Origin of the sequence: Streptomyces sp. NPDC088116 (assembly GCF_044741745.1) — a bacterium.
In the GTDB taxonomy this organism is placed as follows: Bacteria; Actinomycetota; Actinomycetes; order Streptomycetales; family Streptomycetaceae; genus Streptomyces.
Genome location: NZ_JBIUTF010000004.1, coordinates 474,881 through 488,081, shown reverse-complemented (window position 1 = coordinate 488,081; position 13,201 = coordinate 474,881). Strand labels below are relative to the sequence as shown.

The 13,201-nt window shown below is 70.9% G+C and carries 12 protein-coding genes; 8 read left to right on the top strand and 4 right to left on the bottom strand.

Annotated elements, in window-relative coordinates:
• Window positions 1-67 precede the first annotated feature (67 nt).
• The 4 genes from ACIOJD_RS19075 (at window position 68) to ACIOJD_RS19060 (ending at window position 4,246) form a co-directional block, all read left to right on the top strand.
• Window positions 68-1,537 (top strand): sensor histidine kinase, encoded by a 1,470-nt coding sequence (locus ACIOJD_RS19075; RefSeq protein WP_401914814.1) that lies wholly within the window; start codon window positions 68-70, stop codon window positions 1,535-1,537.
• Window positions 1,538-1,691: 154 nt separating this feature from the next.
• Window positions 1,692-2,342: a response regulator gene (locus tag ACIOJD_RS19070; RefSeq protein ID WP_401914812.1), complete on the top strand. Its 651-nt coding sequence runs from the start codon at window positions 1,692-1,694 to the stop codon at window positions 2,340-2,342.
• Between the two features lie 134 nt (window positions 2,343-2,476).
• Window positions 2,477-3,004 (top strand): GNAT family N-acetyltransferase, encoded by a 528-nt coding sequence (locus tag ACIOJD_RS19065; RefSeq protein ID WP_401914810.1) that lies wholly within the window; start codon window positions 2,477-2,479, stop codon window positions 3,002-3,004.
• A 69-nt stretch (window positions 3,005-3,073) separates the two neighbouring features.
• A complete protein-coding gene (locus ACIOJD_RS19060; RefSeq protein WP_401914808.1) occupies window positions 3,074-4,246 on the top strand; it encodes a damage-control phosphatase ARMT1 family protein in 1,173 nt (390 codons plus the stop codon).
• A 300-nt stretch (window positions 4,247-4,546) separates the two neighbouring features.
• Here ACIOJD_RS19060 and ACIOJD_RS19055 read toward each other — a convergent pair whose 3' ends face one another.
• The 4 genes from ACIOJD_RS19055 to ACIOJD_RS19040 form a co-directional block, all read right to left on the bottom strand.
• Window positions 4,547-5,812, bottom strand: coding sequence for an MFS transporter (locus ACIOJD_RS19055; RefSeq protein WP_401914805.1), 1,266 nt, complete (start codon window positions 5,810-5,812; stop codon window positions 4,547-4,549).
• A complete protein-coding gene (locus ACIOJD_RS19050) occupies window positions 5,809-6,954 on the bottom strand; it encodes a PLP-dependent cysteine synthase family protein (RefSeq protein WP_401914802.1) in 1,146 nt (381 codons plus the stop codon). The genes ACIOJD_RS19055 and ACIOJD_RS19050 overlap by 4 nt, the downstream gene beginning before the upstream one ends.
• Window positions 6,955-7,580: 626 nt before the next feature.
• Window positions 7,581-7,724 (bottom strand): hypothetical protein, encoded by a 144-nt coding sequence (locus tag ACIOJD_RS19045; RefSeq protein WP_401914801.1) that lies wholly within the window; start codon window positions 7,722-7,724, stop codon window positions 7,581-7,583.
• A gap of 43 nt (window positions 7,725-7,767) precedes the next feature.
• Window positions 7,768-8,709: a helix-turn-helix domain-containing protein gene (locus ACIOJD_RS19040; RefSeq protein WP_401914799.1), complete on the bottom strand. Its 942-nt coding sequence runs from the start codon at window positions 8,707-8,709 to the stop codon at window positions 7,768-7,770.
• A 175-nt stretch (window positions 8,710-8,884) separates the two neighbouring features.
• Here ACIOJD_RS19040 and ACIOJD_RS19035 point away from each other — a divergent pair, with 175 nt between their 5' ends.
• The 4 genes from ACIOJD_RS19035 (at window position 8,885) to ACIOJD_RS19020 (ending at window position 13,164) form a co-directional block, all read left to right on the top strand.
• Complete coding sequence (locus ACIOJD_RS19035) at window positions 8,885-9,925, top strand: NAD(P)-dependent alcohol dehydrogenase (protein WP_401914797.1); 1,041 nt, start codon at window positions 8,885-8,887, stop codon at window positions 9,923-9,925.
• A gap of 94 nt (window positions 9,926-10,019) precedes the next feature.
• Window positions 10,020-10,145, top strand: coding sequence for a hypothetical protein (locus ACIOJD_RS19030; protein WP_401914794.1), 126 nt, complete (start codon window positions 10,020-10,022; stop codon window positions 10,143-10,145).
• Window positions 10,146-10,200: 55 nt separating this feature from the next.
• Window positions 10,201-11,094: a 3-hydroxybutyrate dehydrogenase gene (locus ACIOJD_RS19025; protein WP_401914792.1), complete on the top strand. Its 894-nt coding sequence runs from the start codon at window positions 10,201-10,203 to the stop codon at window positions 11,092-11,094.
• A gap of 138 nt (window positions 11,095-11,232) precedes the next feature.
• Entirely contained in the window at window positions 11,233-13,164 is a 1,932-nt protein-coding gene (locus tag ACIOJD_RS19020; RefSeq protein WP_401914790.1) for a helix-turn-helix domain-containing protein, read from the top strand.
• Window positions 13,165-13,201: the final 37 nt, after the last annotated feature.

Genomic DNA, 13,201 nt, shown 5'->3' with positions numbered 1-13,201 from the left:
CGGTCCGGCCTGCCGGCCGCCGCATCATGGTTCTACGGGTAAGGCCAGGACAAGGACGGGAGCGGTTGTGTCGCAGGTGCTCGGACGTACGTGGCGGGCGGTGGTGCGCGAGACCCGGACGGGACGCGCCGCGCTGCGCGCGACCCCGCGCCGTACGGTGATCGCCGAGGCCACGGCCAGTCTGCTGGTGGCGGCCATCGGGTTGCTGCCGCTGCTGGCGGTGCACCCCGACCGGCCGCTACCGGCGGTACTGGAGGGATGCTGGGCGGCGCTGCTGGTCCCCGTACGGCGCCGTTGGCCGGTCCTGGCCGTCCTGGGCACCGCTCCGCTGCTCGTCGGCCACAACGTGTGGACGTTGGTGGCGATACCCCTGATCGTGCTGTCCGCGACCCGGGACATCACGCCGTCGCGACGAGCATGGCGGGCCGTCCTGGTGACCGGTGCGCTCGCCCTGTCCCTGGCGGCACTCGCCGGTGTGCGCGAAGCCCCTACGCTGCTCCTGGAACTGGCCGGCCGCGTGGTGTCCGTGCTCCTTCTGCTCGTACTCCCGGCGCTCTCCGGGACGTTGCTCGGCCGTCGGCGGCCCTTGGTCAGGCTGCTGCGCGAGCGCAACGCCTATCTGGAACAGGCCCGTTCACTGACCGCCGCCGCCGCGCGGATGGAGGAGCGTGCGCGGATCGCCGGAGAGATGCACGACCTGCTCGGCCATCGGCTGAGCCTGATCTCGGTGCACGCGGGGGCGCTGGAAATCACCGCCGCGCGGCAGGCGCCGCCGCTGGCCGGACAGGCCGAACTCCTGCGCACCACCGCCGGTTCGGCGATGAACGAGCTGCGCGAGATCCTCGACGTGCTGCGGAGCGAGGAGCTCACGACGCAGTCCCCCGAAGGGAACCGGGGCACTCGCGAGGACATAGCGGAGCTGGTGGCGGAGTCGCGGAAGGCGGGTGTCACGGTCGAGCTGACCTGGGCAGGGCCGGACACGCCCGACGCGGGCCCGCGCACCCGGCAGGCCGTGCACCGCGTGGTGCGCGAGGCGCTGACCAACGTACTGAAACACGCGGCGGGGGCGCCCACCCTGGTCGAGGTCCGCCACGCGGACGGCCGGATCGAGGTCTCCGTCACCAACGAAGCGCCCCGCGTGACAGGCCACCCCCTGGCCGGGAACCAGAGCGGGCTGGCCGGGCTGGACGAGCGCGTCAGGCTGCTCGGCGGGTCCTTCGTCGCGGGCCTGGTGCCGAAGGGCGGATTCCGGGTCGCCGCCAGGCTGCCGTCCGTCCCGGCCGGGACGGTGGCGTTCCCCGAGCAGGCCGATCCCACTTCTCCGCCGGCCGCCCTCCTGCCGGTCGGCTCTCCCCGTAGTGGCGCTCCGTCGCCGGACGCCGTACACGCCGAGGTCTACGCGCCCCTGTCCGCCGAGGCGTTGACCTGGCCGCGTCTGCTGGGCGCGGGCTGCGTGGCGGCACTTGTGGTGCTGCCCACCGTGATCTTCCTGGTCGTGTTTCTGGCGATAGCGGTTCTGAGACCGACCGGCAATTGAGGGGCGGCGTCGCGGGGGTGGGTACGCGCATCTGCCGCGTTGTCGTCCCTCACCCACGCTCCGCGTCGACTCGGTCCTCCGCCTCGCACCTGTCACGCACCCACCCCCGCTCCTTCTCCCACCCCCCAATTTCCGGTCGGTCTAGGATGAGCCGATGATCCGAGTTCTCATCGCCGATGACGAGACCCTGATGCGTGCCGGGATCCGCCTGATTCTGGAGAACGCGGACGACATCGAGGTCGTGGCCGAGGCGGCGGACGGCCATGAGGCGGTCGCGGCGTGCCGTGGCCAGGACATCGATGTGGCTCTGCTCGACATCCAGATGCCGGGCAAGGACGGAATCGCCGCCGCCGAGGACATCGCCCATGCCTCCCCCCGTACGCACGTGGTGATGCTGACGGCCTTCGGCGAGGAGCAGAGCGTCACGCGCGCGCTGCGGGTGGGCGCGACCGGCTTCCTGCTCAAGGACACCGGTCCGGTCGAGCTGATCCGGTCGGTACGGGTGGCCGCGGGCGGCGACCCGGTGCTGGCCCCTCGGATCACCCGAGGACTTCTGGAACGGCACGTGCTGTCCGGGCCCGACACCGACGCGGCTCAGCGCCGGACCGAGCACCTGACCACCGCCGAGCGGGATGTGCTGCGGCTGCTCGGTACCGGCCTGTCCAACACGGAGATCGCGGACCGGCTGCATCTCAGCGCGAGCACCGTCAAGGCGCACATCAGCCGCATCCTCACGCGCACCGGCCGTACCAACCGCGTACAGCTCGCGGTCCTGGCACACGACGCCGGACTGCTGGCCGACTGATACGCGTGCCGCGCGGGGTGCCGCCGTCGGAATGTTCCTCGCGGCGGCGCGGGGACCTGGGTGCACTACCGTGTGGAGGAGCCGTTGCCCGTCTCTCCCGGGGCAGCTGGGACGAACTCCAATGGATGTCGAACATGACTTCACGCGTGACGGATGCGGGCGGCGGCAGGGTGTGCGACGGCGCCGTGTCGATCAGGCGCGCGACCGCGCGGGACGCCAAGCGGCTCACCAGGCTCGTCCAGCGCTCCGGGGCGTACGAGGGCCCGTACGCGCCGATGGTCGCCGGGTACCGTGTGGGCCCCGACTACATCGAGACGCATCGGGTCTTCGTGGCCACTGACGGAGATGCCGGCGCCGCCGGTGGCGCCGACGTCCACACCGGCGCCCGGCTGCTCGGCTTCTACTCACTCGTGCTCACGCCACCGGAACTGGACCTGATGTTCGTCGCCGACGACGCACAGGGGCGCGGTATCGGCCGTCGGCTCGTCGCGCACATGATGGGCCAGGCGCGTGATGCCGGGCTCGACGGTGTGCGGGTCGTCTCGCACCCGCCGGCCGAGGGCTTCTATCTCAGTATGGGCGGGCGGCGGACGGGTACCGAGGCCGCGAATCCGCCGGCCGTGATGTGGGACCGTCCCGAACTGATCATCCCTGTCGCCTGACCGCCGACGCGGTGGCGAGCCCATACGTGGTCGACGCGCGGTCGAACAACCGAGGAGGACGTCAAGGCGATGCCCGGAACCGACGACGCACCCGTGATCCTGAGCAACGAGCCGGGCTCGTTCGCCCGGGGAGTACTGGCCAACCGCCATCCGGCGCTCATCCAGCGGGTACGCGACGCCTTCCCGTACGGCCCCGCCCAGCACCGGGCCCTCGACGCACTCCTCGAGGAGATCACGGACGGGGTGATCCAGCCGCCGGCCCCGGACGCCCACGATCGGGACCGGTGGCAGGTCTGGGGGCACGAGCACTTCGGCCGGTCCTGGTTCGACGTACCGTTCCTGTGGGCCGAGAGCTTCTTCTACCGCAGACTCCTCGAAGCCGTCGGGTACTTCTCGGCCGGACCCTGGCAGGGCATCGACCCGTTCGCCCCCTTCAAGGGGGCCGAACTGAGCGGCACGGTGGTGGACGACGAACTCGCCGCCCTCGACGGCCTCACCGGACAGCCCGCCGACGACCGGGCGGACGCTCTGCTGGGTGCCTCGCTGTGGGGCAACCGAGCCGACCTCGGCTTCCGTATCTCCTGCGACGCCACGACCACCGACGGCGTCGATCCCCATCTTGTCGCGGACGACACGGCCCGGCTGTGGTCCCTGCTGCCCACCGGCGCGGGCGCCTCGGTGCACCTGGTGGCGGACAACGCGGGCCGGGAGCTCATCCCCGACCTCGTCCTGCTGGACCACCTCCTGAGCACCGGCCGGGCCGACCGGGCCGTCCTGCACGTCAAGCCGTATCCGTACTACGTCTCCGACGCGACCATGACGGACGTTGTCGACGGCCTGCGCCGGCTCCGCCACGCCTCCGGGTACGCGGCCGGGGCCGGCGAGCGCCTCTGGTCCGCTCTCGCGGCGGGGCGGCTCGTGGTGGACGCCCACGACTTCTTCCGCGCGCCTCTCCCGTACAGCGCGATGCCCGACGATCTGCGGCAGAACCTCGCGGACGCCACGGTGACCGTCGTGAAGGGCGACCTGAACTACCGGCGGCTCGTCGGCGACCGGGCCTGGGCGCCGACAACCTCGTTCGCCGACCGCACCGCCTACTTCCCCGGGCCCGTGGCCGCACTGCGCACCCTCAAGTCGGACGTGATCGTCGGCCTCGCCCCCGGCACACTGACCGGCCTCGAAGCCAGCGCGACACCCTGGCGTACGAGCGGCACGCACGCGCTTGTCCAGGTACGGGCCTGAGAGAGGCGCAGGGCGCGGGGCCGTCCCGGTCTCGGCCTGTCCGTCCCGAGCAGGGAGGACGGGCGACGGCGTGAACCGGCCCGAGTCCCACCGGACTTGATCCATGAGGGCTCTTCGCCGCGCGCCGGAGCACCCGTCAACTCACGGGCGTTCAACGTGTGAACGCTCCGATCATGGTTCCCCTGTTCCCTTGGGCGCTTCAGCCGGTTTGTATGAAGGGCAACAGTGACCCCTCGGCCGCGGCAGCGACGAGATGATGTGGGAACTGGTGGCGGCCGGCCTCCGCCCGGACCACAAGCTCTACGAGCACTGGGTCGAGACCTGAGCGGCCCGCGGTCCGGTGAGGCGTCCTGTCCGCGCCAGGCCGGCGATGGACGCCGCGCAGGTGAGCCCCACGGTGGTCAGGGCGGACCAGACCAGCCAGAGGGCGTGGTGGCGCAGCGCGAAGTCCCACAGTGCCCCGGTGGCGAGATTGCCCACGGTGATGCCCAGACCCGAGACGGTGTTGTACAACCCGTAGTGGGTGGCGACGAGCCGGTCGCCGCAGAGGGCGACGACGGTATCCATCTCGAACGGGTAGACCACCGCGCCGCCCGCGGCGAGCAGGACCACCGCCATGATCAGAGAGGCCACCGTCGTCGCAGGCGCGTCGGATGGGGTGAGCGCGAGGGGTACGAAGGCCAGCCCCATTGTCGCAAGTCCCCGTACGAGGGCTTTGTGCGGAGTCCAGCGTTGCTTGGCCCAGTTCGTCAGGCGCAGTTGCCCGGTGACGGCGACGGCCGCCGAGATGACGAACAGGCCGCTGGTGACCCTGGTCCCGTCGGCTCCCAGGGTGCCGTCGGCGGCGAGCGGCAGCGCGAGGTAGACCTGGAAGGTCAGTACGTATGACCCCGTCATGGCGGTGGCGAAGAGCAGGAAGGGCCGGTTGGCCACGACCGTGCGCCACTGCGCCGGCACCCCGTCCGCCGGGCCGCCGGTGGCCGCGCAGTCGCCGTGCCGTGTTGGCAGAGAACGCCACTGCAACACGGTGAGTACGGCGAAGACGGTGGCGGCGGTCGCGCACACGAGGCGGAAGTCGGCGGCCAGGAGCGCGAGGCCGACAAGTGGTCCGAGGAGCATGCCCGCCTGGTAGTAGACGTTGAAGGCGGCGAAGGCGTCCACCCGTCGTTCGCCGGCTTCGGCGGCGAGGTAGGCGCGTACGGCGGGGTTGAACAAGGCTCCGGCGAACCCGGTCGCGGCGGAGGCGGCGATGAGGGCGGGGAGGCTGTCGACCCAGCCGAGCAGACCGAATCCGACCGTGCGCAGCAGGCAGCCGGCCATGATCGGGGCCTTGTAGCCGTATCGGTCGGCGAGGGTGCCGCCGACGAGGAACATGCCCTGCTGGGAGAAGGTCCGCACGCCCAGGACCAGCCCGACGGACCAGGCCGCCAGTTCGAGGTCCCCGGAGAGGTGGGCGGCGAGATAGGGCATGAGCATGTAGAAGGCGAGGTTGATGGCGAACTGGTTGGCCATCAACAGGCGTACGGCGGGCGGGAAGGAGCGGGTGTGCCGCCACAGGGATGTCATCGGGTCACCCCTGCCGTCTGCTGCTCGCGCGTGGCGCCGAGGGGATCGACGACCGTGGTGCACCGTGTCCAGCTGGTGACCGTGTTCTCGTGGGGATGTGCGATTTCTTCCGGCTTCGACGCGGGCTCGTGGTCGAGCAGGCCGTGCTCCTGGCAGTACGCGTCGTTGAAGACGGTCTCGACGTACCGCTGCGGCCCGTCGGGGAAGACGGCGACGATTCTCGACTCTGGCGGCAGCCGGTCGGCCAGCCAGCGGGCGACCAGGGCGACCGCGCCGACACTCCACCCTCCGGTGGCGTACCGGCACCGTGCGAGCGAGCGGGCCGCCCACACCGACTCGGCGGCGGGGACCCAGTGCACCTCGTCGAAGAGGTCGTACGCGACGTTGCCGGGGTAGATGCTGCTGCCGAGGCCCCGCATCAGCCGTGCCCCGGCGGGCTGTCCGAAGATCGTCGACCGGGTGGTGTCGACCCCGACCACACGCAGGCCGGGGAAGTAACCGCGCAGTACTGATCCGATGCCGGCGGAGTGGCCTCCTGTTCCGACGCTGACCACCAGGGCGTCGATGCGGCCGAGTTGCGCGACGAGTTCGTGGGCCAGTGGCCCGTACGCGGCCACGTTGTCGGGATTGTGGTACTGGTCCGGGCACCAGGAGTCCGGGTGTACGGAGAGGAGTTCCTCGACCCGCAGGCGGCGGGCTTCTTGCCAGCCGCCTGCGGGGTGCGGGGTGCGGACCGTCTGGACGTCGGCTCCGTAGGCGGTGAGCAGCCCGGTCATCAGCGGTTCCATACCGGGGTCCGTGACGACGGTGACGGGGTGACCGAAGGCCACCCCGGCCAGGGCGAGCCCGAGCCCGAGGGTGCCGGAGGTGGACTCCACGATCCGTGCGCCGGGAAGCAACTGGCCTCGCTGCCGCGCGGCCTGGACCATGTGCAGGGCGGTGCGGTCCTTGATCCCGCCCGGGTTGTGGCCCTCCAGCTTGGCCCAGAATCCGCTTCCGTTCGTGGTGAACGGTTGCCCGACCCACAACACGGGTGTGTCGCCGACGAGTCCGGCGGGGGATTGCGCGGGGCGCTTGGTTCCGGCGAGAAGTTGAGCCGGTGAGGCGAAGAGGGGTGCGGCGGGTGCTGCGAAGTGATGCATGGCGTGCTTCTCCCTCGGCCGGTACCGCGATGCGGCCTCCGGTCGGTCACGTGAGAGTGGAAAGAGAAAGAGCTGACCGCGTGAGCCGTGATACGACCTTGGCGCCCGAAGGCGCTTCGATCACCGGCTCGGATGCCGGTCAGGTCCGCCACACGCCAAGTAGGGCTCGCGTGCCGCCATGAGTGGAGCTGCCGGATTTCCCGCCCGGAGGGGGCCCGGCCCGAACGGTGAGGGCGGTGAGGGTGTCGGTCCCGATGAACCCTGCAGGTCCGGACGCCTGGTCCGCCACTCCGATGTTCCGTGGTGCCTGGATGGAGGGCTCGTCCACTCCGAGGCACTGGGCTGCCTCACCCTCGTGGCCGCCTGCCGCTTCCACCGCAGGCCCGCCGGCCGGCTTCGCCGCCTGCGCGCAGGCGGATGGAGCGGTCAGGACGGCATCGGCGCGGCTCGCCCCCGTCGGAGCGGCGCCGTGTGCGCAGCCGAACAGATGGATCAGCGCCGCCAGGGCGACGCAGAGCGCCGCCCGGCTCCACGGCGCGGGGCGGCTGCCACGGGGCACCGACAGAGCCGTCACAAGCGCAAAGAGTAAGCGTACGAGTGCGTAAAGTGCTCGTCGCCCCGCTCGGTCAGCCGCCGTCGACCGACTTCCGCCGACGGGCGAACCACCACGCACCCGCGCCGCGTGCGAGCGGCACTGCGGCACCGACGCCGGTCAGCGGCACCGGAGAAGAGCTGTCGTCCTCCTGCGCGGCGTTCGTCCGATCAGACATCTCCGTGCCGGTCGAGACCGACGCGGTGCCGGACCCTCCGGCATCAGGGCCGGGCCGGCCGGTCGGCCTCCGCGGGCGCACCCGCGCGCAGCGCACCCGCCCGCATCGCGTCCGTGCCCCAGCTGGCCAGCAGCCGCAGCGCCTCGGCCGAGGACGATCCCGGTTCGGCGTGGTAGATGATCAGGGACTGTTCCTTGTCGTCCGGCAGTGTCATGGCTTCGTACGAGAGCGTCAGCGCACCCACCAACGGGTGCTGGAGCCGCTTCACGCCATGGCTCTTCTCCTTCACGTCGTGCGTGGCCCACAGCCGCCGGAATTCCTCACTCCTCACGGACAGCTCCCCCACCAGCGCCGACAGCTCCGGGTCGTCCGGGTGGCAGCCCGTGTAGAGCCGCAGATAGCTGACGATGTCCGACGCCTTGGAGTCCCACTCCACGAACAGGTCGCGGTAGGCGGGGGAGAGGAACACCAGCCGCGCCCAGTTCCGCTCCCGTACCGGCAGCTCTCCCCAGTCCCCGAAAACCGCCGAGGCCATACGGTTCCAGGCGAGGACATCGGAGCGGCGGCCGGTGACGTAGGCGGGTACACCCTCCACCGCCTCCAGCAGCTGGCGCAGCCCGGCCCGTACCTGCTGCGGCCGGGAGGTCGCCTGCTTCTTCTTGTGCCTCTTGGGGCTGGCGAGGTGTGTGAGGTGGGCGTGCTCCGCGTCCGTGAGCCGCAGGGCCCGGGAGATCGCGTCAAGGACCTCCCCCGACACATTGCGCCCGTTGCCCTGCTCAAGGCGCGTGTAGTACGCGACCGACACCCCCGCGAGCTGCGCCAGCTCCTCACGGCGCAGCCCCGGCACCCGCCGGTGCCGTCCGAAGTCGGGCAGCCCCACATCCCCGGGCTTGAGCCGGGCCCGCCTGGTGCGCAGGAACTCGACCAGCTCGGCTCGCCGGTCCAGCGGCTCCGCCGCCCCGGAAGGGGTTACCCGATCATCCATGCCTCCAGTATTCCTGGTCGTACGCACCGGAGGCTGATCCCGCTGGTGGTAGGACCACCGGACGTACGCAAGACGGTGACCTGGGTAATCGTCCCCGCGCCAGGCACGCTGGTGAACACGCCCAGGACGACACGGTTCCGGACGCGCGAAGCCTTTTCGAGGAGACCCCCCAAGCATGACCACCGTTGCCGCATACGCCGCTCCCGCCGCCAAGGCCCCGCTGGAGCGCACCACGATCGAACGCCGCCCGGTGGGCGAATTCGACATCCTGATCGACATCAAGTTCGCCGGGATCTGCCACTCCGACATCCACCAGGCCCGCGACGGCTGGGGCGAGGGCATCTACCCCATGGTCCCCGGCCACGAGATCACCGGAATCGTCTCCGAGACCGGTCCGGGTGTCACCAAGTTCGCCGTCGGTGACCGCGTGGGCGTCGGCTGCATGGTCGACTCCTGTCGCGAGTGCGAGAACTGCAAGGCGGGACTGGAGCAGTACTGCCTCGGGGGCCACGTCGGTACGTACAACGCCCTCGACAAGAACGGCGAGCCCACCTACGGCGGCTACTCCACCCACCTCGTCGTCGACGAGAACTACACCGTCCGCATCCCGGACGGTCTCGCCCTCGACATTGCCGCGCCCCTGCTGTGCGCGGGCATCACCACGTACTCCCCGCTGCGGCACTGGAACGCCGGCCCCGGCAAGAAGGTCGCGGTCCTCGGCATGGGCGGCCTCGGTCACGTGGGTGTCCGGATCGCGCACGCGCTCGGTGCCGAGGTGACCGTGCTCAGCCAGTCGCTGCGCAAGAAGGACGACGGTCTGAAGCTGGGCGCCGACCACTACTACGCGACCAACGACCCGAAGACCTTCGAGGAGCTGAACGGCACCTTCGACATCATCCTCTCCACGGTCTCCGCGCCGCTCGACCTCGACGCGTTCCTGTCCCTCCTCAGGACGGACGGCGCGCTGGTGAACGTGGGCGCCCCCGAGGAGCCCGTCTCGGTCAACCTGTTCTCGGTGATCGGCGGACGCAAGACCCTGGCCGGCTCCGGCATCGGAGGAATCCAGGAGACCCAGGAGATGCTCGACTTCTGCGCCCTGCACGGCTTCGGTGCCGAGATCGAGCTGATCGAGGCGAGCCAGATCAACGAGGCCTACGAGCGCGTCCTGAACAGCGACGTGCGCTACCGCTTCGTGATCGACACCGCCACGATCTGAGCCGCGCGGTGCCCCGGGCCGGAACGCCCGAGCCGGGCACCGTGAACCGTCGGGGCGCTGGAGCGGAGCCAGGACGGCGTTGACGATGAAGTCGGTGGCCGGTCCCGTGTCCCGCGACGAGAAACAGCACGGCGAGGAAGCGGAGTTCGTCCTCGCTCGGCTGATGTTCGCCGTCGCGGGCCGGGATCAGGCATGGTTCGAACCCACCACCCCACAGTGAAGTGTGGGCGCCAACCATATCGGTGGGACTCCGAGCGCTGCTTAGGGTGCGGAATATGACCGCGCCCACCACACCAGGTCCTGCCCCGCGTACGCCAGGCCTCCGCCCCGCGGACAGCCCGGCCGCCAAGGGCCCCGCCACCCCCGACATCGCCCCTGCTCCCAGTGGGATCGCTTCTGTCGCTCTCGATCTCGAGGGCCGCATCGCGCTGGTCACCGGCGCCGCGAGCGGCATCGGCCGCGCCTGCGCGCTGCGGCTCGCCGCGGCCGGCGCCAGGGTCAGAGCGGTGGACCGGGACGGCGAGGGGCTGGCATCCCTGGCCGGAGAAGCCGAAGCCGCCGGGTCGGCGGGGACCTTCGACGCGCGGGTCCTCGACCTGACCGAACTCGACGCGGCGGAGAAGGCGGCCGAAGGCGCGGACATCCTGGTCAACAACGCCGGGCTGCAACTGGTCCGCCCCATCGAGGACTTTCCGCCCGACGTGTTCCACACCGTCCTCACCGTCATGCTGGAGGCGCCCTTCCGGCTGATCCGGGGCGCGCTTCCGCACATGTACGCAGAGGGATGGGGCCGGATCGTCAACATCTCCTCCGTACATGGGCTGCGCGCCTCCCCCTACAAGTCGGCATATGTAGCCGCCAAACATGGTCTCGAAGGACTCTCCAAAACCGCGGCCCTCGAAGGCGCCTCGCACGGGGTCACCTCCAACTGCGTCAACCCCGGCTATGTGCGTACGCCACTGGTCGAGAAGCAGATCGCGGACCAGGCACAGACGCACCGAATCCCCGAGGAAAGAGTCGTTGCGGACGTCCTGCTCCAGGACTCCGCCCTGAAGCGTCTCCTCGAACCGGACGAGGTCGCCGAGGCGGTCGCCTATCTCTGCACCCCACAGGCGTCCTTCATCACGGGCACGTCGCTCAGCCTCGACGGGGGCTGGACCGCGCATTAGGTCCGGTCCGGCGGATCCTTCCGGGCCCGCGATGCCTGGGACGCACGCTCGCCGGATCACCGGAGCCGAGCTGTCCACGGCGCTTCCGTTGTCCACAGGGCTGGCGTGGCCGGCCGAATGACAGATAATGCTGTGTCCATGTCCCAACCGCAGCCCAACTCCCACGCCGCCCACCACGACCAGGTCTCCTACCTGGAACTCCTCGCGCGCGGTGCGGCGGCGGAGGCGTACGACCGGCCCGTGCTGCTGGCCCGCGCGGACGGCGGGGGACCGGAGGTGCTGGCCGCACTGGAGCACGCCAAGCGGCTCGCCCTGAAGGTGCGGGCCGAGCTGGCGGAGCGACGGCGCCGCGAGGCCGAGCTGACGGCGCTCTTCGAAACCGCGCACGATCTCGCGGGACTGCGCGATCTCGACGCCGTGCTCCGGGCGATCGTGCAGCGCGTGCGCTCGCTGCTCGGTACCGAGGTCGCCTATCTGTGCCTGAACGACCCGGCCGCGGGTGACACGTACATGAGAGTCACCGAGGGGTCGGTGGCGGCCCGCTTCCAGCAGCTGAGGCTCGGGATGGGGGAGGGGCTCGGCGGACTCGTCGCCCAGACCGCGCGGCCGTATGTCACCGAAAGCTACTTCGACGACCCGCGTTTCCAGCACACCCGGGCCATCGACTCCGGCGTACGCGACGAAGGGCTGGTCGCCATCCTCGGTGTGCCGCTGATGCTCGGCAGCCAGGTCATCGGGGTGCTCTTCGCCGCGGACCGCCACGCCCGGGTCTTCGAACGTGAACAGATCTCACTGCTGGGCTCGTTCGCCGCCCACGCGGCGGTCGCCATCGACACCGCGAATCTGCTCGGGGAGACCCGCTCGGCGCTCGCGGAACTGGAGAAGGCCAACGAGATCATCAAGGAACACAGCGCGGCCATCGAGCGCGCCTCGGACGTGCACGACCGGCTGACCGAACTGGTCCTGGGCGGTGGTGGTGTCCATGACGTGGCGAGCGCGCTCTCCGAAGTACTGGACGGCACGGTGGAGTTCGCCGGTCCGGATTCCCCTTCCGTGACCGCGCTGGACCTGACCGGCACCGAAGGCCGTGCCACGCGCCACGGCGAGGTCTGGGGAGCCGCGGTCTGGGCCGGCGGCGAACTGCTCGGCGCGCTCGTCCTGCGTGGCCATCCCGGTCCCGACTCCGTCGACCAGCGCACCCTGGAGCGGGCCGCCATGGTGACCTCCTTGCTGTTGCTGGCCCGTCGCTCCGCGGGAGAGGCCGAGCAGCGGGTACGCGGCGAGTTGTTGGACGACCTCCTCGACGCCCCCGACCGTGATCCCGTCCTGCTGCGCGAGCGGGCGTTCCGGCTCCACGCGGACCTCGACGCGCCGCATGTGGTGCTGGCCGCCCGGATCGACGGCCCCGCCCCCGGCACGCCCGGCGCCACCGAACGGGAGACGGCCGACCCACGCAGGCTGTGGTCCGCCGCGTCCCATCTCGCCGCCACCGGACACGGACTGGCCGCCACGCGCGACGGAGGTACCGTCCTGCTACTGCCGCTCGCCCCCGACGACACCGCCGCCGACCTCGCCCGCCGTACGGCCAGGCAACTCGGCGGGGCCCTGCGCGAGCCCGTCACCGTAGGCGCCTCCGCGGCTGTTGACTCACCCGCCACGCGTCCGGGCGCGACAGCCGAGGCGTACACGGAGGCCCGGCGCTGCCTCGACGCGCTCCGGCTGCTCGGCCGGTCGGGCGACGGCGCCGCCGCCCAGGACCTCGGTTTCCTCGGACTGCTGCTCGCCGACGCCCGGGACATCGAGGGTTTCGTGCACCGCACCATCGGTGAAGTCATCGCCTACGACCTGCGTCGCGGCACCGATCTGGTCCGCACCATGAGTGCCTACTTCGCGTCCGGGACGAGCCCGGCCCGTACGAAGGACGAACTGCACGTCCACGTCAACACGGTCGCCCAGCGCCTGGAACGCGTCGCCCGGCTGCTCGGCACGGACTGGCAGTCACCGGCGCGCGCTCTGGAGATTCAACTGGCCCTGCGGCTGTACGCCATGTCCGAAGCCGTGGTCCGCTGAACGGCGAACGGTGATCGCCCAGTTCACCGTCCACCGG